A 26726-nucleotide genomic window follows, 5' to 3' on the forward strand; every position below is an offset into this window, starting at 1 on the left:
GCGCGGTTTACAACATTGAGAGCGTGGCGGTGCGACGCGGCTGCCGCCAATCGATGCCTTCGAGCAACATCGACAACTGGGCCGAGGTCAGGAAGACCTTGCCGCCATCGGACTGGGGCCAGACGAAACGGCCGCGTTCGAGGCGCCTGGAGAGGAGCCAAAGCCCGTCTTCAGTCGCCCACAGGACCTTGGCGAGATCGCCGCGGCGGCCTCGGAAGATGTACACGTTGCCGCCCATTGGGTTTTCCTCGAGCGCTGTCTGCACCTTCGCCGCCAGCCCCTGAAACCCGCAGCGCATGTCCGTGACGCCCGCGACCAGCCAGATCCGCGTGCCCGCCGGAACCAGGATCACCGCAGGCACTCCTGCAGGAATGATTCGGCGCGCTCCAGTGGCAAGCCGCGGATTCGCACGCGGCGCTTGCCGACCTCGATCTCGATCTCGCAGACCGCTGCTGGCGGGTTGTTCATCGTCTTCGGCGACTCGTTTGCCGTCGGCTGCGAGGTACGCTGCACTGGCGTGGGGAGGTCAATCACGTCGACCGGCAGCAGCTCGGTACGCGACATCGGTGAGGCATCAGACGTTGGTAGCTCCAGTTTGCCTTCCCGATACAGACGTCGCCATTCGAACACGACGTTGGCGTTGATGTCATGCCGCCGCGCTACGATCGAAACCGATGCGCCCGGCTCCAGGGTTTCCTTAACCAATTGCTGCTTGAACTCGAGCGAGTAGCTGCGATGGCTACGGCGTTCCGCATTCGACATGACTGTTCCCCTCCGTCTCCGATTACTTCGACCCTCGCATCATGCGACAGGTCTGCTCGGACTAGGGAACGGCCGTCGCGAGGCGATTACGATCATGGGACGGCAACGCCTTTACCACCGTCGACGACCTGCACGGGCCGTTTACCGAACCTGAAGGAATTTCCGGCATATAGCTACCGCCGTCAGGTGGCGTCCATGTCCCGCACGACGTCGAACCGCAGACCTGACCAGGCAGGGCCCGCAGACGGGCCGGACCTTCTCGCCATCCACACGTAGGTTGTGCCGTCCATCGAGCGGGTGCGGCGGAAATAGCGGTCGGCCCTCACTCCCGAACGCGATACAACATGATCGGCCAGAAAATACGGCTTGCCGGGTTCCAGGATCAGCGCGCGGGCCACGATCTGGAGTACCCCGCTCGCGGTCGGGACATCCATCGTGCCTCGCCGCAGGTACAGGGCTCCCTGTGCGGTTCGCACCGGGACCATCGGGATCCAGTTATCGGGGACCGGAATCTCGGTCGTGTAGTAGATCTTCGGCCTGCCAGGCGTGGCGACCGGTGGGGCAGGCGGGCCGTTCTCCTTCGGCCTCTGCAAATAGGCTTCCTGGGCGTCGGAAGGCAAGTCCAGATCGCTCTGAAGTTGATGCTCCACCGCCCACGCCATGGCTGCAACATCGTCCCGCACGAACGAGACTTCCTCGAGCTCGGCCGCGTCCTCGACCAGGCCCAACGTGGGGGCCATCATGATGAAGTCCGAGCGCGTCCCCGGGCCCGAGAGCTTGTACATCGACCATGGCGTCTCGCCCGCGTTCACCTGCGTCTGCTCGGCGGGGCGGATGAACGTCCTGAGACCGAAATTGTCGGTCACCACCAGGGTCGTGATCCGGCTCAAGTTGCCGATCGGGGTCGGGACGGGGACGGAGAACCAGTCGTTCCCGTACACGAATGCGAACTCCATGACGAGCAGCTTGGCGAGATCGACATGCTGAGCGTCGAGCTGGCCGAAGTCGGTAACGCTGTCCTCGAACATCCACCAGCGCGGATCGTGCATTCCACGGAAGACCACGTGATTCGGGAAGAAGTTGAAGCTGACCGGGGTGACCTGAGCGGGGTTGGCAACCGGGACCTGGCGGCGATCGCCGGGCTCGAGCGTGAACGAGTACCAGTCGAGATGGCCGCCGGGAAAGTCGCCCGCATCGAGCTGCAGGTCGTTGTTCGGCGCCGGGGAGCCGAGCGCGAAGTCGTAGTCGATCGAGCTCGACTGCCACGCTGGATCATGATCGGGCTCGTTGAAAAGGCCTGCCCGATACGCCACAAGATCGGCCAGCACCGCGGGCATGCCGGGATCCACGGCCTCGGGCGGCAAAGGGATGGCCGGGGTCTTCCCTGCGGCCACTGCCACCGCCGATGCGTACAGCGCTTCGCCGTCCAGGGCCTTGCCGGAAGCGAGCGATCGGAACCGAAGGGCATCGATCGGGGCGTAGGTCGGATCCGGCGCATCGGGCGCGATCGGGAACCCGGTTCGAAACGCAGCGATGACCATGTTCGAGCCAGCGATGCCCGCTTTTCGGACCAGCGACTCGAAGTAATAGCCGAGCTGAACCGAGCCCCGAAGCTTTAGGGTCACCGTTTCCCGCTCGACGTGGACCTCCAGCGGCAGTTTCGTGTCCAATGGGACAGTGGCGCTCGGATTCGAGCCCGGGCGGTACGTCGTGACGGTCTGAAGCTCGCCTCCCAACGTGGCCTGAACGGGTGAGCCGGCGTCATCGCCCAGAAACTCTCCCATCTGCCATTGGCGCGCCAGCATCCACGTCGCGTCCCGAATCTGGGCCTGAAGACTGCGCTGCATGGTGGGATCGCGCGGCCAAGGCTCAAGACGCGTCCAGGACGTGATCGACGGCGCTGCCAAACTGGCCTTCGTTACTTCTTGAATGGTCGTCAAAGCAAGTTCCCTTTTTCCATGAAAAAGCGGGTCGAGAAGGTCGCCCCCTGCAGGTTGAGCGCGAAGTAGAGCGCGGGCAGGATCTGGCCGACCTGCTCGACGCTCGCCAGGTCGACGGTCCGGATCTTGGCAAGCTCCAGGGTCTCCAACAGGATCATCTGCAGCAACCCTTCGTCCCAGAGCTCGCGCTGATCGGGGCACACGGCCAGCAGCAGCGCCTGTGGCGCCCGGCCGCTCGCCTCCTTGAAGTGGAAGGCGACGGCCGCGTTCTCCTGCGTGCTCGGGATTCGCTCGTTCCATTCGTCGATGAGCAGTCCCGCACAGGAGCTCTCGGTGGTGGGATCGCCCACCGCGAGACAGGCAAAGGCGATCCTGCCTTTCTGAGGCACGTTGGAAGGATCGAGCGGCAGCGCCAGCCATCGGTCTGGCGGCGCGGCTGCCGGCGGGGACGGCATCTGTCCAAGCAGCAGTTCCGGCGGATAGAGCGACTTCTCCCCGAAAGCCTGGGCCGAACAAAGCGCAAGGTCAAGCCTTGAGACGGCCGGCCGAACATGGGTCAACTGCCGAAGCCAGCGATCCGGCGCAACCGGATCGCTGGCGATCAGCGAGGCCGACTGCCCGAACGCGGTTTGAAGATCTGGAAGGTTCGGGGCCTTGAACCTAGGGAGTACCACCAGATCCCCAAAGATCGAGTTGAATAGGTCCAGCAGGTCGGCGACCGGCGCCGTGGCGATCACAACCGCCGAGGCCTTGGTCAAGCGTGCCTGCAGCACCTTCAAAACGCCTTGGGCTTGACCGCCGAGGCCGGCGTCGGCACCCGTACTCGTGAGCGGGATCGATCCCGTCGCCCCGTAGAAGCTGCACTTGAGCAGGGCCTGCCGCACCGGGTCGGGCGCGCCGGGCAGTGCCGCGATCGCGGTGGTCAAGGCGGCGACATCGTCCCCGAGGGCCTTCACGGCCGCCTTGGCGCGCGTCTGCAGTTCGGCGAGGTCGATCGTCCCGCCCGCCTTTCCGGCATCGGTTTCGGGTGGGGCCATGTCCTGCGGTGTGAGCGTCCTGGCCGCGCCGATGAGACCTCGCAGCTTCTGGGCGACAAACAGCATGTCGGGGAAAAGGATCGAGTTGGGAGGGAGCGCGCTGGACTGGAACACGATTTGAACCTTCGCGGCGTCCGCGGGCAACGAGGCCGCGAAGAGCACACGGTTCTCCAGTTCCGAACGCTGGGGCACTTCGGCCGCGTCTGACATTGCTAACAGATCGAGCGGACCGACGTCCAGGTCGAGCACGCTAACGAGTTGGGAGTTGGAAGCGCCTCCAGAATCGTACTGCACCTCGCAGCGAACGATGGCCGGGTCGGCAAGCACTGACCCCAGCCAAGCGTCGAGCCAGGGCTCGGCGGCGGCTCTTGGCCTCACCGTTACGCCGCTCCAGGCGGGATCCGGCGTCGGGTCACCTGCAAATAGCAGCTCGACCCGATGGGTCATGTCGATCCCACCGCGCGGGGTGTCCACGATATCGGGTTTGGGCGGCCGCGAGCCTCGAGAAATGGCGTCCATCAGGCCGCCGCCGCGCCCGAAGTTTCCGCGCATCACCTGGAACACGGCCTCAGCGATCGAGAGGTCGCCAAGCGCATCGGCGTAGTCGTCGAGGGTCTGGAGGACGGCAATCACCGCGTTCTGATCGGCGCCGGCATCGGGCAATCCGTTGCCCCAGTTCTGCCCGGTCGGAAGCTTCCCTCCGTCCCAGGCGGTCCGCAGGGCTAGACCGTCCACGACATTCGAGGCCGCAACCGATTCGTTCGGAGCGCTCGATGGCGTCAATTTGCTCCCCACGACTGGATAGGCGTCGCGGAACGGTTGGATGTAAGTGTTTAAAGCCTGCGCATGCAAGGCGTCTTCGAAGAGATAGCCGAGAAGCGCATTGAGGCTTTGACCCTCCTGGACGCCCTCAACCAGCAGGAGCGCCCTTCGGACCCGCTCCGAAGAGAGGTCGATCGACAACAACCCTTCCTCGGCCGTCTGCGTGTGGGTCATGTAGCCGCTGCGCAGCACGGCCGCTGCCGCGGCTTGGGTTTGGCTAGGCGCATGAATGTATCCGCCGCCATCGCTGAGCGGCTGAAGTGGAACGTTCAAGCCCACCTGCTTTCGAAAGGCGTCGAGGGCTCTAACCTTTTCCAGTTCGACACCTTGGACCGGCGCCCGGCCGGTTTCGGGCCGGATGTCCTCCAGCCACGCATAGCAGCCCAGATGAACTCCGCTGTTCTGGGCGTCGCGGGTGCGCTTGAGAAGCGCGTGCGCGATCGACGTGGCCCACACGTCGAGCCGGTGGCTGCACGCATCAAGGGTCTCGGTCAGAAGGCGGTCCAGCTCGGCCGTCGGCAGCTTCGACAGGTTGGCAAGGCTGGCCCGGAGGTCATTGAGCTGCGCGAACGGCGACTGGGCCCCGAAGTTCGTGGTCATCACATACTCGGCCCACGAGATCTGGGGGTTGGGAATGGATGGGCGGGCCAGTACCTGCAGCGGCGTCAACGACGCGGTGCTCGGCTGAACCGAAATGATCTCGCTTTCTCGGACCTGCTCGGCCATCAGTCTTCCCGCAGTTACCTCGGCGATCGTGGGCAGATTCGCATAGTCGAACAGGAGCGACTGGCGAAGGATTTTGTACAGAAGTGCGGTCGGCTTCGTCCCCGGATAGTTCTCCTGTTGAAGGTCGGGTACGGAGGCGGCGCGGAGCCAATCGATGTAGTTGCCCTTTTTGCCGCCGCCCAGGTCCGCGTCAGCCTTAAGGGCGTCCGTCTCGGAGAGGGGCCCGTCCTGAACCGTGGGCAGATTGACCGGGAAGCTGTCCTGCGCGAAGCCGAGTTGCAGCAGCCGCGGGTTCCACTGATTGAATCCATACCTGTCCAGCAGGAACCGTCCGAAGAGCGCGTAGTCCAGGAACCACTTGTTTTGGAACTCCTTCGGTTCGCCCAGGAAATTGAAGAGGTTCCACATGAAGTCGGCGCCCAGTACCTGCCGGCCTTGGAACGTCATGGAACTCGCGTCCATCCCGAGCACTGACATCAGGTTCTGATCCGGGTCCCCGCCGCGTTGCATATGGGGAGCGCCGTTCGCGCTAGAGAGCCAGTTGGGCCAGAGCTTCTGCAGGAACGAGGTGATGTTCGGCTCGATCGGCCCCGCAAGGTCCGGATTCGGGCGGTAATGCGCCAGCGACGTGACGGGAAGGACCCCGTACGGTGTTTGTCCGACCCGGAACGCCGGGATCGGTCCCCTGGGGACGGCGTTCGCCAACACGTATTGGCGCGCCTCCTCGATGACCTCGGCCGTGAAAACGTCCGCCATCATCTGGGTCAGGAAGTAGCCGAGCGTTGCAGGCCACAGGGACCGCATCATGTCGGCGGCACTGGCTTCGTTGGTCCCGTCCGCGTATGCGACGTGGTCGACGATCCCGGTCGGGACCCCGATAAGCGAGGTGAACCGTAGGCCATCGCAGTCCGGGTTCGACGTGAGCGCGTCCTGGCGCTCAACCTTGAAGCTCAGCTCCGCATCCGGATCCTTGCGGCCGAATGCCGAGCTTGCGTCTGGTGTGTTGTTGGTCGGGGACCCTTGCGGGACCAGCGCAAAACCATCCGTATAGTGGTGTGCTGTGAGCAGGTCGGCGAAGGTTTGGCTGGCGTTCGGATCGCCAGCACGGACACCGTAGACCAGGATCCGATCGAAGCCGCCCGACCGCTGCGCAGCCGTAAGCGGGATCTTCAAGGCCATCCCGGCGGTCACTGCGGCGTTGAAGTCGACCATCCATTGCAGCCCCGGATCGACAGGCGAGCCCGCCGGCAACGCGGCGGCGGGCGGCGTCAGGCTCACCGCAAGGGGAGTTTGGATCGGCGAACCGCGAAATGTCCCGGTCTGCGTCCCGGAGAAGAGCATGACCGTCCAGGCATCCGGAAGGCAGTCCGCAACCGCTGGTTTCTCCCATGACGATTTCCTGCTCGGAGGCACCGGGAATACGGGGGGCGGCACGGGGGTGCCCCCGCTCGGCGTCGGCGCGGCCGGCTGCTGCGCGGTGTTGGTCGGCGTCATCTGAAGCGCGATCCATGCGGCGCGAGGCGCCCCGTACCGACCGACGAGCGTTCTCCACGGCGCCTTGACGTCGTCGATTTTCGCCGCCGGCTTGCCCGCCGCCCAAGCCGCGTTCCAGTACGCCTGGCCGGCCGCAACCTCCTGATCGGTCAGTTCGGGTTCATGGGAGTTGACCGCGATCTGGTCGGGATAGAGCCTCACCCACAGTTCGGGATCGCCTCGGACGGGATCCACGAACCTCGTCTGAACGTTGACGGGCAAGAGAAGCAGCGGCGTGCGGGCATCGAGGCCCTTGTGACCTACGGTCGAGGCTTCACCCACCGGAGCGACGCCTACAGACGTTGACATATGGACTTCTCCAGTTGAAATGTGCGCCCCAGGCCTACCGAGCTTCGTCCCGGTTCCCTACAGTCACCGCCCCCTCTCGCGGCGCAGAGAGGGGGCCGCGGCGGATCCTCGGTAGCTTCAGTAACCGGCTAAGACCGGAGCGATGCAGACGTGCGAGTTGATCATGGGGGTGGCAGCATCATGTCCGCTGGAACCAGGATCCGGAACGGTAGCCGAAGCAGGATGTAGGCGGTCTGGGCGCTGTTCACCCCCCAGTCGTTGTTGGAGTCCGGGTCTTGCGGGTCCGAGACGATCGCCGTCCCGGTAGGCTTGTTCTCGGGCTTCAGAAAGTCGGGGAGATGGGTGGCTTGCAGGACCAGGCTGAACGCCCGCGACGCCATTCGCCACGGGCTGTTCGCCAGCAACGCGGAAGGAGACGGTGCAAACGTCACGGTGGCGCTGGAGACCGCCTTCGGTTGTGCGACCTTCGGTGCGAGCTCGGCGCCGGCGATCGCGAAGTTGGTCCAGGCCAGATCGAACCAGTGGTTCACCGGACCTGGCGGGGTGGGTTCCAGCCCGAACCGCGGCTCAGACGGCTGCTGCTGGAACACGAAAAAGAATCCGTCCGGAGAGCTCGCGGTTCCTCCTCGCGCGTCGTCAACCGAAAGGTTGAACCCAACGAAGGTCATATCCGGGGGCAGGGGGTTTTTGAACAGCGGATAGTGCTCAACGGTCTCGTCCAGCACGCGATTGCCTTTGTCGTCCTTTTTGGCCTTGCAGGCGTACACGATCGCAGTCGGATAGCGCTTGAACAGTTCGCCCCGCACGAGCAGAACAAGATTGTTCGGGACGATGTCGGTCCGGTTCGGATGATCGCCGAGCGGTAGCGCAAGCGGCCAGGTGTTGATCGGAGGGATGTCCTTGAGAAGCTCCTTGAGCTTGGCCGGGTCGGTCGGGTCGCTCGGGGTGGGCACATAGGCTCGCACGTCCCAGAACTGGCGGAAATAGCTTCCCCGCTGGTCCGTCGGATAGCCGTTCCAGAGCAGTTGTCGCGACATCTCATGGTTGAGACCGACCATGTACGACTCGATGAATCCGTGGTCCGCCTCGAGAAGCCCCATCGTGTCGGGCGGCACCAGCTCCACCCCCGGCAGCAGATACTGTTCCGACAAGGGCTTGTACATCGCTTGCGGGAATTCGGGAGCCGCCATGATCGGCTCAAGCAGGTCGAGCGGATGCCACTGCAGACGTGGGGGGAGCGATATCAGGCCCTGCATCCGACTGGCGACGGTCGTGACCGGATCGATCCGGTTTAGAACAGTAGTCCGAAGTGCGGGGATATCCAAGGGGGGCGCCGGCGGCGGATAGGCGGGCAAGGTCTGATAGAAGCCGAACAGGTCGCTTGTTGCGGTGCGGAAAGCCGCGGCTTGAGGCGAATCGACCGAGCCTGAGCCGGCTGGCGGCGAGGAGCCGACGGGTTCGACCTGGAAGCCGGGCTGCGCTGGCGCCTGATTTAGGAGTTCCGCAGTGAAACTTGGGAACTGAATCTGCTTGGCCGCCGCCGCCGCCGCGATGCCCTTCTGCAGCGTCGCAGAAACAGCCGCGATCGCAGCGCCGAGAACGACGGAAACCGCGATCGCCGCAAGCCATCCAATCGCGAACCCGATCGCCAGCACGAGGATCACGAGCACTGCTATGGCCACCCAGAGGATCCCCGGCCAGTACTTCAAGAGCTGCTCTGCCCAAGCTGGTGCATCCTGATTCGAGACCTGCTCGATCGGTACCATACCTCCGGGCGGTTCAGGCGGCGGTACCATCGTGACATCGCCACTGTTCACACGGTCCAGCAGCGTGGAAGGCCCGGGCGTAGCCATTCCAAGATGCCTCGGCCGCTGGGCGGTCTTGCGAAACGCTCCCGTGAACATCCGATCCGGAACGCGGCTTGAGCGAACGATCGCGTGAACCGTAGTGGGGCTCCCCAGGATCTTCGTGTGAAGCGGCGCGGTGAAGCTCAGTACCGTGTCGGGTCGAGCAGTCACGAAATGCTGTCGGTAGAGCTGTTGGGTCGCCGCCCGAGCAAGCTGGGCCTGCCTCAGCATCTGGTTGGCCTGGATGACGCCCTCGACCTGTTGCCAGGCACTCGCCATGAGCTGGGTCCGCTCGTCTTGCACCACTTGCGTGCCGAATGCCGCCGCGCTGCGATTCCGCGGGTCGAGGTTCAGATCGTTCTCCCAACCGGCGGCCGTTCTATCGACGCTACGGATGGCCGCATGCCATCGGCCGTATATCGGTGGAACCACGACAGGGTCCTGTGGGTTAGGATTTGCGGGATCGTCGATGGGCGGAGCGGTCTGATTGATCCAGTCCTGCAGCGAACTCTGAAAGGCGTCCTTGTCAGCACCGCTCCAAGGCGTAGGTGTCGTCGATACGCTGTGAAGCGCTCCTTCCAGCCCGAGAGGTCCTCCGGCGGACGGAATCCCGGGGTCCGGCTGGCTCACATCCATCGGCCTCTGTCCGATCTCTGCGGGAAGGACCCTCGGTGTAAGCTTTCGAACAAGCGATTCGAAGTCGCCCTCGTCGCTCGTGTGGAAATCGAAGCAGTAGTAGAACGGAAGGGTGAGTGGTGCGGGCGCGTTGTCCGCCCAGGCCGGATCAGACGTATGGGTACCGGACGTGTCCTGCCCAAGCCCAACCATCACACCGTTCGCAAAGGCGGGAACCAGGAACGCCGAATACGAGGTCTCCGGATCGAGACGCCTGGGGCAGATCAGCCGGGACAGCACATTGCCAGGTGCGCTGGACAAATTGTCTGCGAGCGAGTCATCGCCGCTGATCTGCACATGGGCCCAGTTCCAGGATCCCGAGAGGTCCTGGAGGGCGGTGGTATTCAAAACGCTGATCACCGGCAGGGGATTCGGCGCAATATCTTTCGGCGCCGTGAACTCGTCCTGCTTCAACGCGATCAATGCGAGCCAGGGGTGCAAGCGGTCGCCATTCGGCGCCGCCGGCGTGAAGAGCCAGGGGAAATCGGGCGAGTCGAACTCGATGCTGCACAGGTAGTTCGGCTCGTAGTTCACCGTTTCCGTCCCTTGGGGGGGGTCGGTGCGGATGATGTGACGGAGCTCGATACCGATAATGTCGCCCGGGCCGTACAGTTGGACAGGAACCGGTGGCGGAAGCACCGGGTTCGGCTGGGCGCCGCCTTGCACGTTCAGGGCGATCTGAACGTTGACGGTGGCACGATCGGGCAAGGTGCCGGCATCGGGGCTGTCCAAACTGGCGCCGATCCCTCGACGGGCCCAGGCCTGGAAGTGGTAGTTGGCTGTAGTGGGATCGCTCATGCCGTCACCTCGTGGAGGGCCTGGATCTGGAGCGTCGACGATTCCTCCGGGTGAATGGCCAGGTAACTGCTCAGCCTCGCCTGGGCTTGATAGAACGACGTACTTTCGGAAACGATGTCCGATCGGATGGTCAGGTCAACCGCACTGGTGACCACGTAGTGCGCGTCTTGAACGGCAATCGGTTCCACTGGGCCCGCGGAGTATTTCGACATTCCGGAGGTCTTGACCTTCGAGTCGAACCCGGCACCCTGCGCAACCAGCGCACTGTGGACGCGGGCCGGCATCTGATAAATCCGGGTGAATTTGGAGAAGCTGGTGAGCTCTGGGATCTGGTACTCGATGTAGTGCACTTGGCGCGGCGAATCCTGTCCGCTCAGCACCGACGACGAGCCGATATCGACCCCTGCAGCGTACTTTTCGAAGCTGGGCTTGCCGAGCTTGTCGGCATCGCTCAAGGTCGTGAACTGCCCGATGGCAAAGTAATCCGGGATTGCCTGGATGTTCTCGGCGACCGAGTTCAGCTGAACGCTGGCGATCGAGAACTCGGTGCCATCCGACGGAGTCGCGTCGCCGTATCGGGTGATCGGAAGATCGAGCGGCACGACCGACTCCTTGACGCCCAGCGTGCCCATCGGGTGGACGCGTAGCGACTTGTCGCCCGGGGCCGGTGTTGCCAAGGTCACCGCGATCGCAGCTCCTTCGGGCAGGGCCGCCTTCCAGTTGGACGGGTTCTTTAGCGCGTTGGTCAGGTCCGGCAGAACCGGCCTCGCTGGCAGGGTCGCCTGCTTGCTGTCGCCCCAAGTGAGGTCGACCGATGCGCTGACGCTGAAAAACAGCAGCGAGATTGTGGCCTCGCCGTGCAGGTGAAAGGGAGTGGGACCTGACAACAGCCCGCTGACGTTCAGACCTAACAGGGTCATCCCTTCGAACGCGACGTCGAATCCCGCGTAGAAGTCGAACTCGAATGAGAACGGGGAGATGATGATCAGAACGTCGAAACCGAGGTAGCCGTGGATGCTGAACCCGCCCGCAGCGGCGTAGGCCTCGACGTTTGCGCCGAACTGAAACGAGTTGGATGTCACCGCCAGGTAGCTGTTGGAGCTGATCCGAGGGTTGTCGCCGTCTCCGATACTGACTGAGAGCCGGCGGAGTTGCGGAACGTTCAATCCATCCGTGTTGAAGTGCGGATTGAATCCGCCCATCGAATAGACGAAATTCGGGTTGCTTCCCCATGAGAGGCGGAACGCCATATCGCCCGCCATCGAGAAGACCAGAACGCGTGAGTCGTACAGTGACCCGTCGATCGAAAGGTTCTGGGCGCCGAAGTCGATAATTCCGAGCACGTCAACGTGCACTTCGATAAGCGCAAGATCGGTGGTGGGCAACCCGGCATCGATCAGGCCCAGGATTGCGATTCGGATCGGGTCGGGCACCTCCAGGATCACGCCAACCGTCAAGGTGATCAGCTTCGGCGTGCCCCAGCCGATCTGAAGCATCGGACCGAACAGGTAGCGGCCTTGCGCCGGGGGGAAGAAATTGCGGATATCGCTGATGATCCGCGGCGCGTTCGCGATAGGATCGGGCGGGAACATCACCGAGTTCAGTGCGTGAGCCCGGAACCCCGCGCGCAGTGCGTCGACGTTCATGGTCCGGTTCATCCCGCCCAACCCACCGACGCCGGTGAGTGTGAAGCCAAATCCAAGTTGGATCGGAGGCAGGTTGAAGGTGATGACCAGGAGCAGCGAGAAGCCGCTTGAGCCGTCCGGCAAGACCGTATCCACCACGCCGATCACCACTACCTGGATCGTGTCGACGATCGACAACTGGAGAATGCCGGCGTACTGACCCTTGACCGGATCGAAGGTGATATATCCACCGCCGGCCACGATCCCGGCGTCGATAGCGAGACCGAGCCCGTTGGGCGGCTTGAAGGCGATCGCCAGATCGGCTGGCCCCAGGTTGCCGCCGTGGTCGGGGAAGGTCAGGTTGGCTGTGACGCCGAGCCGGTCGATCGAGACCTGTAAAGGACCCAGTTCCAGTCCCAGAGCAGCCGAGATCTCGAGAGGAATGCCTGAATCGCTCACCCCACCGACGATATAGAGCGTGGGCAACGTGACTGGCCCAAGGGTCAGATGCAAGGGAAGGTCTATCTCGAGCTGGGCGCCGCCCTCGATATGCATTCCGGTATCGCCCCGCCAGGTCGCCTTGAGATCGAAGCCGGCCTCGACGTGGATCCCCGATAGCACATCCGCGATGAATCCGTCGGCCTGGGAGGTGTCGATCACGACCTTGCCTCCGGTGACCTGGATCTGGATCAGCGGGTCGACGCTCGCTTTTCCTGCGCCTGCGTCCACGGAGATATTCAGGCCCATCCCGAATGAGAACGAGTCGGTCTGCATCCGGCTGCCGCCAGTCTGCCCGATCAGGATGATCGGCGAGTTCGCATCCGGGGCCTTGGCGATCAGGTTCGATACCATCTGGCCGTTCAACGTCGCATCGATCGAGGCTATATCGACCGTTGCAGGCGGGGTTACGGTCGTTTGAAGGCCGGCGGTCAGCGTGCCCCCGGTCTGTATCTGGATCGACCAGACGCCGCTGAGCGGGATCGTGATCGCGAAGCCGCCTGGAATTGGATAGTTCAGAGCGGTGAGAAGCCCTGGAGGATTCGTGGCCGGGTTGGCCTGGATCGAAACCAAGCCGGCTTCGAGCGAGTGCCCAGGACCGGGCTGGACGTTCGATGTGAGACCGAGCAGATTCAAAGACGTGCTGAGCCGGGGGATGAGAATTGAACCATCGAAGCCGGGATCGCCCCAGCCATACAAGGTCTCCAACAACGCTTCCGGCTTTGAGAGGAGCTTCCCAAGGTTACCGAGCTGGAGCTTCCGGATCGTAAAAGGCGGATGGGTCGGGTCTCCGCTGATGCCCGGCTGCCGAATGTAATCCAGGATGCCTAAGATGTTGCCTACCCCCACCACACCGGGTTGGATATTCTCGAGATAAGAGACCAACAGATAGCTGATCAGGTTCGATGTCAGGTCCCGCGCAAACGTCTGGACCTCGGCCGTGTTCAAGCCTAAGGCGCCGGCCACAGCCTCAAGCTGGTTGCCGATCTGATCGATGCCCGAGATCACCTTCGCGATCTGCTGGATCAGTTGGATCCCGTCCTGCACGATGGCGGCCTCGTTGTCGGCCGCGATGTCGTTCGTGAGTTGAGTGATCAGGCCCGACAGGGCGCCAGCGGAGGTCGCACAGGTGGTCATCGCTCCCGTGACCCCCCCCTGTGCGAGAAGCTGTGGAGGGAACTGCAGCCCCAGCTCCGAGAGGAACGGAATGACGTTGGTGGTGGTGAGCTGCGATTCGAGCGGCTGCAGCGCCAATGCCACCTCTTGGGCCAACGTCTCGAGAGTCCCTGCGCGTCCCGACATTAAAAAGTCTCCAGTGTGTCTAGATGGTCGAGCGCTTGTCCGAACCTCGTGGTTGCCTTCACGCCGAACACGACGTAAGGATTGCTCGTGCGTTGTGCCTCCGCGGCCTGTGCCTGGGCCACGAGCGTGAGCACGCAAAGGATCAGAAGAAGCCGTCGCGGAACCAACTCCCTCGCCGCACCGGCATTTTTGAAGTGATCATGGGACTGGCACCACTGACTGTTGGCCTCTCATTCGCGCAAGCATCTCTGGATAGCTGAGGTTGCTTAGGGCCAGGATCTGTGGACCATAGCGTTCGAGGTCAGCCGACAGTGCTTCGCTACCGTACTTCATCAGCGCGCGCTGGATGTTTCTGAGGCAGTCCGGTAGCGAAATCCCGTCAAGCTCCTCAGGCAGGCGCGTGTCCTTTGCCTGCAAGAAACCAAACACGGCCTCGGCGATCCGCGGCCCGCCGTTCCGGTGCCAGGCAGTCGCAACACGTGGGTTGGTGTTGACCAAGATCTGTACTTCTTCGGCGTGGCGCCGCGCCAGTTCCGCCAATTCCCGGCCAGCGGGAGTCGCAGAAATCTCAGCCTGAACCTCCAGCAGTTGTGGAGTCGCCAAGTCGCCATCGGCCCTCACCATCGCGAGGGCACCTTCGGCGTTGCTCACTGTCAGCTTTTGACCAAGAGCGGTGGCGGTTACTACAGTGACCCCCATGCCAGTAATTATCTGATCGACGGGTGTTACAAAAGTGCGGTCAGCGGCGCCTCCAAATAGCATCCCTACGACCTCACCGCTGTTGTTGAACACTGCAGCCCCTGAATCGCCAGGGGCGGAGAACGCTAATCCTCCGTTGCCCTTAACGACCATTGCCTCGTCATAGTACCGGTAAAACACGCGCCAGCTATCACCGGACTCAGTGTGACCAGAATTGCCAATGACGCCCGAGAAGAAGTCCACCGAATCAACGATGCCGGAAGTATACAAAGTTGTCGCCCCCCGTTTGTGAACCTCGTACGAGGCGTTCACCTCCGCAACTGTCACCCTATGGAAGCCTGTTATCGCGGTATGGGGCTTCGGGATTGAATCGTCGCCCTTGACCTCGTCCATGTAGGCTAGCCCTCTGCGAAGCTGAACTAACGCGACGTCGAGATCCGCATGGGCGTTCAGGACCCTGCCAATCTCATCGCTGCAGCAGAGGCTGCAGTTCGATGAGAAGCCATCCATTGGCTGTCCTACGCGAATATCGCTAGCGATTTGGCACAGCACCGCCGTCGCACCTGGGATAGTCACGGTGGCCCCGGTCGCAGTAGCTGTGGCGCCGCTGATCGAGAGACCGTTGATCGTCGACGCGATGTCACTGGCGGCGGTCGTCAACGCCGAGTTCTTGACTACCGGTGTGAAGCTTCCGTGGCTCGGTTCGCTTCCATTGGTACTCCAACTCGTATAGATCCCGTACTCGCCGTCGGTCTTTCCGGACAGGGTCACCACATTACCGGTAACCGAGGCAAGCAGCTTTGACTCCGGGTCCGGGCTCGGCGGGTCGTAAAGTTCGCAGCTTTTCACGAGTGTATCCGCCGCCGGATTCCTTGTAATGACCACTTTCTCGGGAAGGTCGCCAATCGCGGCCGTCACTCCGGCGTCTGCGATCCCGTTGATGGCAGTTTCCACACTCTTCGCGATCGAACTCAGAGTTTCAGTTTCGGCGGTGATCTGAAACACGTTTATAGTTCTATTTTGGAGAACGCGGACCATGTTAACGACGATCAGCGTCCCCGGAGTGTTCGACCCCTTGAAGGAGATGAGGTACGGGTTCGGCGACGGCAAATTTGGGTCCGGCGCACTCACCTCAAGTTTTGACCTCTTGGCACCCATCGGCGGCGCCACGACATGTTGGCAAGTAATCGCAACAAGCTTCGGCTGAGGTTCGACGGTGTGAGCTAGGAACCCCAGCGTCCCTGTCAGGCGCCCATTCTTTGCCATCGTCTGTGTTCCGAGGATCAATGGTCGCTCCTTTGAATCGTCTCCGTGCAGCGTTGGCACGTCCATTTCGACGATGTCGGTCTTTACTCCATCGATCTCGGGTGGAATAATCTCCTCGGTGGTGAGTTCGGTGAGCGGCTTCTTCCGGATCACATAAATCTTGATCGCCAGTTCGCCCGTTGGTCTGCCGTCGACCAGCTTCGGCCCGATGCCGACCCCATGCACCCCCGGAAGCACGAGGAGCCTCGCCTGAGCCGCACGCTTGACTTCCTGAACCCGTTCGGGACCTGTCATTTGAATCCTTTCATGGCCGATTGCCAATTTGGTCGTTGGCGGCAACATATGGAATGCATTAAATCTTTTGCCAATTCTCCAAACACAGACTAGCCGATATTGCCGCGCCTTATAAGCGCTCAGCAATGCTTATGTGGTCGATCGGCTTGTAGCAATTTTTGCTGATGCCGATTGACTGCGCAAACGCAGAAATATGGCCGATCGACATTACAGACGTCGGCCTGCGGGCAACTGCAATTAAATCTAGGAGATCGCCGGGGGTTGTCAAGGAGTGTTCTCGGAGCCTAGTCCGGAACAGATTGCCCATTGCAGCACGGCCTCGCACTTGTTTGGTGCCGTTGACTCTGCGCTGATGAGCACGGGCTTTCCTCGAACGATCGGTTCAACATCGAACCTCGACTATAGAAACGCATTGAGTGATCTCGTTTGGCTGGACAGTCGTAAGTGTTCTTTGATCGTCTCGGACGGGCCACGAACACTCGAATTTTCGAAACCGGACATTAGCGGCACCCGGGATCGTGCAGCTCGTCGAATGTCTATAATGGCCGATTATTTGTCCGCGAGTTGGCCGTACCGATACGGAGCGACTGCTCCGCACCCGATACCTGCGGTTTAAAGTCTGACGGCTCAACCGGCGGCAACGGGGTCGACTACGGCCGGCCGCGCGAGGGCGGTACACTGCCTACACAGCACTGCCTACACAGCAACCTCTTCTTCGGCATGAGAGAGACGACTGTTGAAGAACTTCCACCGTTCGGCAAGTGCGGCGTTGTCCGGTCCACTGGTGCCGTTCGTGAATAGCGGCGCGCCTTCGAACGAACCGTATCCCATCCCCAGCAGCGCAGGGTGCAATGAAATAGTCATTGTGGCGGGATTGATTGCAAGCAGCCCGAGGTCGAACAGCGTGTGCAGATCGCTTCGCAACAACAGTCCATTGTGAACGCGGGGCCGAGCTAAAAGGCGTGTGCAGGCCGTGTACACGTAGAGGGGCTTGTCTGCCACGCCATCGTGTGTGAGAGAACGGCCCCAGGGGTCTTCATAGGGATGTGGTACGACACGCTGCGGGTGCGGCTGCGGTTGCCCCGGAATGGGCTCATAGAGCCTGCCGCGTCGCGTCCGCGAGACAGTCGAAGGTGTCCTCGCGAAACACCCAGGACAATGGAGACAAAAGAAGACCGCCTGGCAGGCTGTTCCAATCTTGCTGTGTTTCGATCAATTTGGCCTGGGTCACGCTGGGAGTTGGCACCGTAGGCAACTGGGCAGCGTTAAGGCCTTCGTACACGAGGCCAGTTTGTTGATCGATTCCCAGATACATATGTGGCTCCCCATGCCCGATATGATTTGTTTGCGTGTGCGGTATGAGCGCGAATGATGTTTCACGAGAAATACCAATCCCGATAAGGTCCCCGCCAGCCAAGGGAATCGGCGCGTTTGACGCCAGCGTTCCACACGTACGAAGACGAGATGAGGCTGGTGGTCACGGCTGCGAGACATAATAGCGCTTATGTCAGATTACGGCCGCCCATCGTCAAAATCATGACGTTATACGTAATCGTGAATCAGACCGTCATGGTGTGACGACGCGAACCGATGCCGTCTGCCTGGAATAGTCGTAATCCCATCGCCCAACCTTCACCGAGCCGGCCTTTTCCGAACATCGTGAGGTTATTTGGTCGCGCAGCGCTGCTGCGTGACAGTCTGTCTACAACAACGCGTAGAGATTCGCGCGCGCATCGTGCAGCGCATGATGCCGGCCGCCGTACTCACGAAAGTACGTTTCGACTTGATCGAAGTCTATCACCTCGCCGATGTGACACGCCAACCAGCCGGGAGGCACCTCGCCGACGAGATCCACGAGCAATTCCCAATCGCCGGCATAGTCGAAACACAGCATGCGCTCTGCCTCATCAGCGAACTGATCGAGCCAGCTCAACCGTTCGATTACTCGCCCGAATTGTCGAAAAGGACAGTGATCGTGATTGCAGCGGCCAGACGACCTGTCCTGAAGACACCTTGTCTCAGCATTTGCGACCATTGACAGCCAGTAGCGGCAGTGCATGGCGACGCAGGTCCGCAAGAAATTCGAACCATTCCACAGCCCCACCACAGTCTTCAGTGTTCAGCGTCACCGGGGTAGACCAGGCCAGTGCAGCATCGGTTATCCAAGCCAGATTAGATATCTCGGAGAATCGAACTACTTCATTAGCGCGAACGGCTTCCGCCAACTGTGCAAGACGGTCTTCAGTGAAGATCTTTTCCGATCGTTCGAGCGACCGCATGAAGTGCAAAACCTGGATGCGCTCTTCGAAATCGGACCCTCCATCTACCGTGCTCAACGGAGGAAATGAAGTGGTGCGTTCCCATATTGCCTCAGGCGTCGCTCTCCGGTCGATCGCCAGGACAGCTTGAAATGAACGGGTCCAGCCGCTTTTGCGCGCGGCCCAGAGCGTTTTCGCTCCGTCGATTACGCGAAACCAGGGTTGTACCCACGTCACTCGTGGAGAAATGGGAAGGTGCGTACCCAACTTCAAGTAGTCAACCATCGCCGCCAGCACGACGCCCCGGTCCAGCGGTCCCTCGCGAAGGAGATCGGCATCCTCAGGCAATTCGATCTCGGATAGTGCGAGTTCGATAAGTCGAAGCTCTTCGCTCATCATTTGTTACCTCGACTGACAAGCGGTGTACCGGGCCATCTGGCACTGCCCGCTGCTAGCGGCGGCAAGAGGCTCGACAAACTCGGCTGAGCCGCATTCGGATCCCACAGCCGCCACTTTGCGACTGCGTTGAAGTTGGCGCCCGGGCCGGTCGGCGGTTGATTGTTCGGTCCTTCGAACGGAAAGAACGATTCTCTCGAGGCCGGGCTCAATGGAAAGTTCGGTTGAGGTACGCGGATTTGCACCCCTGGCTCACGCCGAAGAAGGGCCAATCGCCATCGTGGAACGCTCGCTTCGAGTACAGACGGGCCGCCTCCTTGCCCTTGTCCTCCGTGGAAATTGGCCCAGTATTCTGCGCTTCCACCAACGTTGGGTGCGCCCGGCTCGGTCGTGAAATAAAGACCCGGGCCGAGTCGTGGAGGAGCTGCTGCCCTGACCTGTCGATTCCTGACGTTCGCAATGTCAAGTCCCGCTTGCTCAGCTTGCAGCGCTTCGTAGTAGGTAGTTCCTCGATAGAAACGCGCGTTTGCAATTCGTCCCGTCATGTCTGCAGCTGCGCGGCCGAGTTCGCCGAACCGGGCGTAGCGTACATTTGCCGTTGCCGAAGGACCGAGCCCGCGTGCTGGAGAGAACACCGAACCCTCGCCCACCATGGCTGAACGGGCTCCCTTCAGGCCGAATGGCAGCAACGACATGGCGACGTCAAACGACCCGCTTTCCCAGTGACCCTGCGAAATTTCTTCGAGCCCTTGCCCTGCTCCATATGCCGCGAGAGGGATTCCAACCTCCGGGGCGAACACCATGACCGGGCCCATTATCGCTCCTCCAGCGGCGGAAAGTCCAAGCTCACCCCAGCTGAATTCCCGACGCGACCCCTCGTGAAGCTGCAAGCCTTGATGGATGGCATCGGTGCCCAAGCCCATCACGAGGCCGATGCCCGCGGCAACCGCAAGTCCAACGAGAATAGCTGCTTCGCCAGTTGCGTCGACGAAACCTATCGGATCGTGATGCGCGTACAAGTACAGGTTTGACGCATCGCGATAACCTAGCGGGTCCGGCTGCAAGAAACGTCCAGTCCCCGGATCGTAGACCCGTGCTCGGGCGTCATACCGGTCAATCGAAAGAAGCGGATGCCCGCCGAACCGCGCGACACCCCCAATCGTACTGGATGCTCGCGACGTCACGCCGTCCGGCGCAAAGATCGACGCGATTCCGAACGGCGAATATCGGTAACGCTCGACCACCTCTCCCGAGGCGTCCGTATAAAGCAGCACGGAGGCAGTCGGGTCCTGCAAGGGGAAGCGATTGATTCCCGTGCTCTCCATGAGGATCTCGTCTACGGCCAGCCCGGGCGTAAAGTGCAAGGTCAGATGGCCATTGCCGTCTGTGCGAGCAAGTGAACGATAACCGAGATGTACCTCGCCGTAGCTTGTAGTACCGTCGGTCCTGTCCATCACTCTGCCGGCCGGATCAAAGCGCTGGGTCAATACCGTCGTCATCGTCGATAGTGACCTGACCTCTACGAGCCGCCCTAGCGCATCGTAAACATAATTGAAGCGGTCGTCCTGCGTGCATCGCCCGTCTGCATCCCAGGCAAACGGGGAAGTTCCCATTCCGCTTCCAGTGCGAACATCTCGTTCAATCTCCCACGCCGAGTTGAGCACATATGTGTGAGTTGTTGAGCTCGCAGGGCTGGTGACTTTCCATTCAGTCCGTACATCGCTGCGGTTGAGAACGTACGACTCAGTCGAGATGCCGGGAACTCCTGCGGCGGCGGCTATTGCCGCATCAGCGGCCATCTGGCTGAGGTTCGCCCCAGGCTCCGCGATCGCAATGCCAAACGTCGCTCCGCGGACACGGTCTACGTCGTCGTAGTCAATCCGACACGTCTGTTGGGGTCCGGGATTCGACCAGACAAGGCGTCGCCGGTCGCCAGCGTCGTACACGTAGCGCACCGTCGAGAGCATTGCGCCGCCAGCGTCTGTATGACGAATCGCCGTCAGCCGGGCCGCACCGTCGTAATCCATGGTCGTGACGACGCCATTGCACAGTTGGCGCCGCGCTACCCTGCGCGGCCCCCGGTAGTCAAATTTCGCCAAGTTAGTCCCGGCAGCTAAGACGCCCGTGAGCGCTGTGGGTGTCATCAACGTCACTGACGAGATTCGGCCGATGGCGTCGAAGGTCATTCGATCGACTCTCCCGTCAGGATAGGTCAGGCGCGCCATTCCGGCCGGATCGTCATACTCGATCCGAGCTGTTTGGCCGTTACAAGACTCCGACGTGAGGCGCAGGCTCGCATCGAACATCCGATCGAGGGTAATGCCGCCCTGCGTAAGGCGCGTTGGTCGGCGCAGGCCGTCGGAGAACAGAGAGATTGTCGACGTGGGCGCGACTCCAGCGCCGGGTGTGAACTCGATCTGCCTGAGGCCTGCGTCGCCGCCGTAAATGTACTTTATCGATGTTCCACCTGGCGTCACCTCCCCATCGGGCTGTCGTCGAATTCCGTAGAGGAAGCGATGAACCCGACCGTCGGGATACGTAATGCCAATCCGTCGGTCCCGATCATCGTAAGCAAATGAGGTGACCTCACCCTCAGGATCACGGTAAGTAGTTTGCCTGCCTGCGGCGTCGTACTCGAACGTGTGCGTCGCGCTCGAGCCAGCCTCGACTTGCGATGTGACTGAAAGCAACTCCCCGCGCATGCCAAAAGATCGCAGCACTGAGCGGCCTAACGGGTCAATGTTTGCCACCTCGAGGTCGCGGGCGTCGTACGTCGACCGGGTGACGCGACCGAGCGGTTCGGTCACGCCAACGCGGCGGCGTCGCGAATCGTATTCGACAGTCCACTCAAAGGTCTCAGTGGCGGCGCCACCAGGCAGCATTTCGCTGCTGCGGATTATCGTAAGATTGCCGGCGGCATCGAACGTCCGCGAAAGAACATTGCCGATCGCGTCCGTCGCCTGCACGATGCGATTTAACCCGTCGTACTGGAAAGTTGTGCTGCTCCCGCGCTGGTCGCTCTGAGCGATTACCCGATCGTCCGCGTCGTACGTCATCAAGGTTGTGCGCGCATCGACCGTGCGCCGCCATGGGCGTCCGCGCTCATCGAAATCGGTGTAGCTGTCGAGGAGGATCCCCTTGAGACCTGGTGCGACGGCGCCAGTGATCCGAACCCGGTCCGCACGATCGAAGCGGTTCAAGGTAAATTCCACACGCGTGCGGTCCGGGTCGGGAGCGCCGGGTAGATCAAGCGCAATGAGCCGATCCCATGCGTCGTAGACATAGTCGAACCGGTGTCCTACGGGGTCAATGACCGCAGTGCGATTGCCGTTTCGGTCGTAGGTGTACGACCAGGCAGCCTCCTGGGAACTCCCTGCCGCCTCGATCATGCCGACCAACAGGCCGCGCTGGTCGTACGTGAGGTTCGTGATACGGCCTAGAGGGTCACGTACCGACACAACCTTGTGCTCGGCGTTGTATTCATACGCATAGTGCAGCGGACGCTCCGTGTTCACTCCGTAGACGGCTGAAGAGAGATTTCCGAGAACGTCGTAGGTATACTCGTGCGCAATATATGGATCTGTGATTACCGCGTCGGAGTATGCGCCGCGTGGCCATTCCTCGCGGCGCACACGCCCTTCAGGTGAGTAGTAGAGATAGATCGCATCGGTTTTACCGGCTACGGGCGGGAGGCGCACGGCCGTGATGCAGTCCAACGCATCAATCGTGGTCTCGGTACGGTTTCCGAGTCCGTCAATAAACGCGCGGCGGTGTCCCTGCGCGTCGTATTCCCACCCCTCGGTTTGCGCTGCGCCGTCAGCGTCCCAGGTTACAGAAATGAGATAGCCGGCCGTCATCCCCACATTGCCATAAGAGAATACGTGACGATGTCCGGCGCCCGTCCGATGTTCGGATAACTGGCCCCACGCGTTGTAGGAGAAACGCTCCACGCGAGCCTGCGATGAGCCGTCCGGCAAGGTCGTGTCCGGGTATTCGATTCGAACGACGTCGCCCACGCTTCCCATCAGGACTTCATAGTCATAGATCCAGGTCGTCACATTGCCGACTTCGTCGCGCAAGCTCTTCGGCCGGTGAAACTGCGGCTCATAGGTAAGAATCTGAAGGACTCGCGATGCGGCGGCGGAAGTCGGGGGGGCGACGAGTTCGAGCTTCAGCAGGTTCCCACGCGCACGCGGGTGCACGTTTGCATTGTCGTACGTGTAAAGCATCCCGAGGCCGTTCGGCTCCCGGCGCCCGGTCAGGTTGCCCTGATCGTCGTATTGATAGCTACGCGCCACCATGCGGTAGCTGCCATCCGATACGAGGCGGTAGCGTTCGTCAAGGAGATCACCGCGGAAATTATAGGTGTAGACATAGTAGAAGCCTGGGTCAATGACCTCAACTCTTAAAGTCGGGATGTTAATGTTCGCCGCGACGCGTGGAACGATCTGCAATTCTGTCGCCGTAAAGCTGGCTTCAAACCTGTCAAAGCGCTGGAAAATAACGCGGTTGAAGTCAGTGTTCAGCGGATCCGCCCCAAAGATGTTTTCACATATCACGCTGCCGCTGGGACCAATAACCTGCGTCATGTTGTGGCGCATTGCGGGGTGAACGTTGTCCCGATCGTAGCGGTAGTGCGTGGTTACCCCCACTGGAAACTCGGCAGTAGGAGGGCTCGTGACAGCAACGAGGTGCTCTACGTCGCTTTCGTGTTCGTAGCGCCACATCCGGCCGGTATGGTCAACCACTTGTTCAAGTAGTCCGCACGTGCCGTAGCGCAAGCGCAGATACCTCCCGTGGCCGTCTGCCACCTGTTGCAAGCGGCCATGTACATCGTAGTCCAGGGACTGGACGTTGCGGTGGCGATCGACGATCCGAACGAGAGGGATGCGCTCAGGCAGCGGCCAACCCGCGGGACGATCGAACTCTAACCGTAGGCCCTCCCGATCGGTCAGGACGTAGAGGTTTGGCGGCGCAGCGCGGCGCTCCAGGAAGCGAAAGACGCCCAAAGGCGGCCGGAACCCGCCTGGGTCCGGGCGGTAGACGTCCTCGTGAAGCGCGCCCATCCAGACTGCAACCGCTCCACCGTCGAGTTCGCGCAGCGTGATGTTGTAGTTGTGATCCCAGTTGAATCCCCATGGGCCGAAGTAGACGACGCCCGACCGGTATGTTCGGGTCAACCGGAGGTCCAATTCGCGTCCCGGGATGGCCACGTCGGTAACCTGAACGACATACTGACCCGCGAAAGGATCGACCGGATCGAGCAACGTCGCGGCGGGGCGCCGGTCGTTCTTGCCGAACATCGGATGAGGCTGATCGGGCGGCGGTTCGTTGTGCATGATTTGAGCGAACTGCTGCTGCGCAGCTTCGGGGCTCAATCCTTGGGCCATTAACTGGTCCAGCACCGCGTAGTCGGGGATCGGGTTGACAGGACGAAAATACTGGTCGGCAAGGGGCGTATCTGGCTCTATGCCAGAGGCCGTAGGTGGTGGCGTCGTGGCAGGATCAATGCTTGGCCCCCCGCCGGGCGTCATCGCTGAATTTCCGCCATCGCTGGACGTCGGCGGGCGGGCCGGCGGTGGCTGTTGCTGGTCTGGCGGGTTGGGCGCTCCAAGCGTCGCGGGAGAATCGCTGCCTTCGGGCTGTGTGCCGTCTCCGGTGGGAGCTGGCCCCGGACCTTCAAGTGCGCCTGGCTCGTGTGGCTGGGCCGGCACCCAGACAAAGGTATCGCCCTGTGCCTCGAGCTTCCACCACCCCGTAGATTCTTCCATGTCGGCCACGCTCGATATGTCGATCGCAAATCAGCGCCGGCGGGTCTTTGTGCCTTTGGTGCCTTTCGTTGCCGGCGGGCCAACCTCGGCGGGTGCGGTGAGGCTTGCACGGAGAGACGAGATACCGAAGGCATGCTCTAGCAGTTCAGCAGTTTCAGGCAACGTGAGCCCGAGCGTGGCGGCGAGTGCATGTCGTGGTGCTTTGGCGGCCGCACACAAGGTAAGGTTGGGCGCGATCCGCCGGATCTTTGCCTGAAGGCCCTGTGGCGCGACCGAGTGAAGCTTGCTTGCCAGCGTTTTGGGGGCAACTTTGTCCAATCCTTGGGTAAGGCGGACGAGCGCGAACTGGCTGCGCAAGAAATCGACGCTCTCCACGGGATAACGAGCACCGGAGCGCACGCTCGAAATGACTTCGTCACGAATCGTTCGGCCAAGCGCGTTGGCGGCAAGGACGTTCTTTGCCCCTTCCCGATTGAAGGCAGCCGTAGCTAGAGCCGCGGCGTTAGCGAGTTGCTTCTCATAAGCCACGTAGTCCGCCACCTTGCCGACAATTTTGATCCGGGAGCCGCGCGGTGGACAGCTAAAGACGCGGCGTCCGGTGAGCATCAGCGTTACATGAGTCTCCGTTGAATCCTGAGCGGCTTGCGTCGGCTGATCCGAGACGCAATAGACGGTCACGTCGAGCGTCCGACTGCCGCCGCTGTGTAGCCCCGTGACGGTGTGCGCGTGAACATGAACGTGGTCCGGATAAAAGTCAAAAACCGGATAGACCTCGTGGACGTTATTGGTATTCTCGCCCACGATCGTGTCGCTGAACGAGAGGCCGGGCGGAACGGGGTAGTCGTAAGCAGGCACGCTACCGCTCCAGTCATAGTGGAACGTACCGCCTCCCTGACTCATGTCGAAATGATAGCCGACCGGAATTCTGAGGTCGCCGTCGATATCCCCTGAATCGCTTTCCGTGATAGCGAGTGAAAAGGCTTGTGTATAGTGCCCGTGAACCTGAATGTGATCGTATTGCGCGTCTTGATGGTGGGAGATTGTCGCAATGCCGAGATGAGCGGTTTCAAGTACCGCCTCGACACAGATGGCTGCCATGTCTTTCGGCCGGCGTACAACCAGAAAAAATTCTTGTACGCCCTCAAGCTGCCGCGGACCCGGAACGAAGGTGTAATCCGACTGGATGAGGTGGGGCCGAGCATTGACAAAGAAGACTGCCCGATTGGTCCCCGCGTGATAACTGTCGAGAAGGTGGTAAAGCTGCGAAAGGTTCGTGGTATGTGAGAAGGATTCGCGTTTTTCGCGTGAGGCGTCGGACTGTGTCACATAGAGGCTGTCGCTTCCGTGACTGCTGCGGGTACCATCCTCGGTTCCGCTCGTTGAAGAGTACGATCCTTGGACATTGGCCCCGGCATAAGAGGCACCGCCCGAAATGCCAACCGTTGAACTGCTTCGGTTGATGTGGCTGTTCTCGATCGAGTCCGCTGACGAACTTCCGCGACGAACGCTCACGCTCTTCCCCGATTGGGTGACGTTCTCTCCAGTGTCGGTCGCTAGCTCGATTAGCTCACGCTTTTTAGGCTCGAAATCGGCGAAATATGGGTAGAGCGCCACGTCCCATTCCGCTTCGTTAGAGGGGAATACTGCAACTTGGACAAGCGCGCTATACGCCGGGTAATAGCTCCCGGCGAGCTGCTCATAGTTGTCGACGATCATGGAGGCCACTGCCCCCCGATTGCCAAACAGATTGCGGTCAAGCTCGCCGCTATCGGGCTGATATCCTGTGATGCTGGCGGTCACTTTGAGGTAAGTGACCTTCTCGTCTGAAGGCGGATCACCCGCCTGTGGCGGCGGTTCGTAAGAGAAGACAGCAATCGAAGGTCGCCATTTGGGAGGAAGCTCGCTCCGGATCGACGGAGCGTACATGTCTTGGCTGATCGCGACGAGTGACCATGGAACGTCAATCGGCAAGGACAGTATGTCGAGAGCCATTACGTTCTCCCTTCTGGGGAAGGCGATGCAATGCTGGCGAAATTTTCAAAACCGTCAAGTTTACCTGCTCTGCCGCGGCGCCCCCTCTGACAAGGACAATGAGTGAAAGTTATCCGAACCCATGCCCGGCGCGAACAGCAATTCAGATTCTGCTCGTCGCAACGAATTTAAAGTAG

The 26726-nt window shown here is 61.3% G+C and carries 13 protein-coding genes; all 13 read right to left on the bottom strand.

Annotation, left to right across the window (positions count from 1 at the left end; genetic code table 11):
• Positions 1 to 7: 7 nt before the first annotated feature.
• The 13 genes from tnpB to OKW35_RS32690 all read right to left on the bottom strand — a co-directional run bounded on the left by tnpB (position 8) and on the right by OKW35_RS32690 (position 26550).
• On the bottom strand, positions 8 to 352 hold the full coding sequence (gene tnpB / locus OKW35_RS32630) for an IS66 family insertion sequence element accessory protein TnpB (protein ID WP_429347231.1): 345 nt from the start codon (positions 350 to 352) through the stop codon (positions 8 to 10).
• Positions 349 to 762 (bottom strand): IS66-like element accessory protein TnpA, encoded by a 414-nt coding sequence (tnpA, locus tag OKW35_RS32635; protein ID WP_429554228.1) that lies wholly within the window; start codon positions 760 to 762, stop codon positions 349 to 351. The genes tnpB and tnpA overlap by 4 nt, the downstream gene beginning before the upstream one ends.
• A gap of 182 nt (positions 763 to 944) precedes the next feature.
• Positions 945 to 2702 carry a hypothetical protein gene (locus tag OKW35_RS32640; RefSeq protein WP_429554229.1) on the bottom strand — a complete coding sequence of 586 codons (1758 nt, stop codon included), beginning with the start codon at positions 2700 to 2702 and terminating at the stop codon, positions 945 to 947.
• The gene (locus OKW35_RS32645) at positions 2699 to 7129 is read right to left on the bottom strand and encodes a hypothetical protein (RefSeq protein WP_429554230.1); all 4431 of its coding nucleotides are present in this window, start codon (positions 7127 to 7129) and stop codon (positions 2699 to 2701) included. Before OKW35_RS32645 ends, OKW35_RS32640 begins: the two co-directional genes overlap by 4 nt.
• Before the next feature lie 161 nt (positions 7130 to 7290).
• Positions 7291 to 10449, bottom strand: coding sequence for a hypothetical protein (locus tag OKW35_RS32650; RefSeq protein WP_429554231.1), 3159 nt, complete (start codon positions 10447 to 10449; stop codon positions 7291 to 7293).
• Positions 10446 to 13826 (bottom strand): DUF6603 domain-containing protein, encoded by a 3381-nt coding sequence (locus OKW35_RS32655; protein ID WP_429554232.1) that lies wholly within the window; start codon positions 13824 to 13826, stop codon positions 10446 to 10448. Before OKW35_RS32655 ends, OKW35_RS32650 begins: the two co-directional genes overlap by 4 nt.
• A 246-nt stretch (positions 13827 to 14072) precedes the next feature.
• A complete protein-coding gene (locus OKW35_RS32660; RefSeq protein ID WP_429554233.1) occupies positions 14073 to 16133 on the bottom strand; it encodes a hypothetical protein in 2061 nt (686 codons plus the stop codon).
• Positions 16134 to 16829: 696 nt separating this feature from the next.
• Complete coding sequence (locus tag OKW35_RS32665) at positions 16830 to 17135, bottom strand: HNH endonuclease (protein ID WP_429554234.1); 306 nt, start codon at positions 17133 to 17135, stop codon at positions 16830 to 16832.
• A gap of 91 nt (positions 17136 to 17226) precedes the next feature.
• A complete protein-coding gene (locus OKW35_RS32670; RefSeq protein WP_429554235.1) occupies positions 17227 to 17448 on the bottom strand; it encodes a hypothetical protein in 222 nt (73 codons plus the stop codon).
• A gap of 387 nt (positions 17449 to 17835) precedes the next feature.
• The gene (locus tag OKW35_RS32675) at positions 17836 to 18066 is read right to left on the bottom strand and encodes a hypothetical protein (protein ID WP_429554236.1); all 231 of its coding nucleotides are present in this window, start codon (positions 18064 to 18066) and stop codon (positions 17836 to 17838) included.
• An 85-nt stretch (positions 18067 to 18151) separates the two neighbouring features.
• Entirely contained in the window at positions 18152 to 18790 is a 639-nt protein-coding gene (locus OKW35_RS32680) for a hypothetical protein (RefSeq protein ID WP_429554237.1), read from the bottom strand.
• Positions 18787 to 24558, bottom strand: coding sequence for a DUF6531 domain-containing protein (locus OKW35_RS32685; RefSeq protein ID WP_429554238.1), 5772 nt, complete (start codon positions 24556 to 24558; stop codon positions 18787 to 18789). The genes OKW35_RS32680 and OKW35_RS32685 overlap by 4 nt, the downstream gene beginning before the upstream one ends.
• Before the next feature lie 30 nt (positions 24559 to 24588).
• Positions 24589 to 26550 (bottom strand): hypothetical protein, encoded by a 1962-nt coding sequence (locus tag OKW35_RS32690; RefSeq protein ID WP_429554239.1) that lies wholly within the window; start codon positions 26548 to 26550, stop codon positions 24589 to 24591.
• Positions 26551 to 26726 lie beyond the last annotated feature (176 nt).

The sequence above is a fragment of the Paraburkholderia sp. MM5477-R1 genome, from assembly GCF_050436385.1.
GTDB classification, from domain to species: Bacteria; Pseudomonadota; Gammaproteobacteria; order Burkholderiales; family Burkholderiaceae; genus Paraburkholderia; species Paraburkholderia tuberum.

What these genes read in the sequence shown, in the direction of transcription:
- tnpA (WP_429554228.1), bottom strand. Translation starts at nt 762, where the DNA reads ATGTCGAATGCGGAACGCCGTAGCCATCGCAGCTACTCGCTCGAGTTC.
- OKW35_RS32690 (WP_429554239.1), bottom strand. Translation starts at nt 26,550, where the DNA reads ATGGCTCTCGACATACTGTCCTTGCCGATTGACGTTCCATGGTCACTC.
- OKW35_RS32660 (WP_429554233.1), bottom strand. Translation starts at nt 16,133, where the DNA reads ATGACAGGTCCCGAACGGGTTCAGGAAGTCAAGCGTGCGGCTCAGGCG.
- OKW35_RS32650 (WP_429554231.1), bottom strand. Translation starts at nt 10,449, where the DNA reads ATGAGCGATCCCACTACAGCCAACTACCACTTCCAGGCCTGGGCCCGT.
- OKW35_RS32680 (WP_429554237.1), bottom strand. Translation starts at nt 18,790, where the DNA reads ATGATGAGCGAAGAGCTTCGACTTATCGAACTCGCACTATCCGAGATC.
- OKW35_RS32645 (WP_429554230.1), bottom strand. Translation starts at nt 7,129, where the DNA reads ATGTCAACGTCTGTAGGCGTCGCTCCGGTGGGTGAAGCCTCGACCGTA.
- OKW35_RS32670 (WP_429554235.1), bottom strand. Translation starts at nt 17,448, where the DNA reads ATGTATCTGGGAATCGATCAACAAACTGGCCTCGTGTACGAAGGCCTT.
- OKW35_RS32685 (WP_429554238.1), bottom strand. Translation starts at nt 24,558, where the DNA reads ATGGAAGAATCTACGGGGTGGTGGAAGCTCGAGGCACAGGGCGATACC.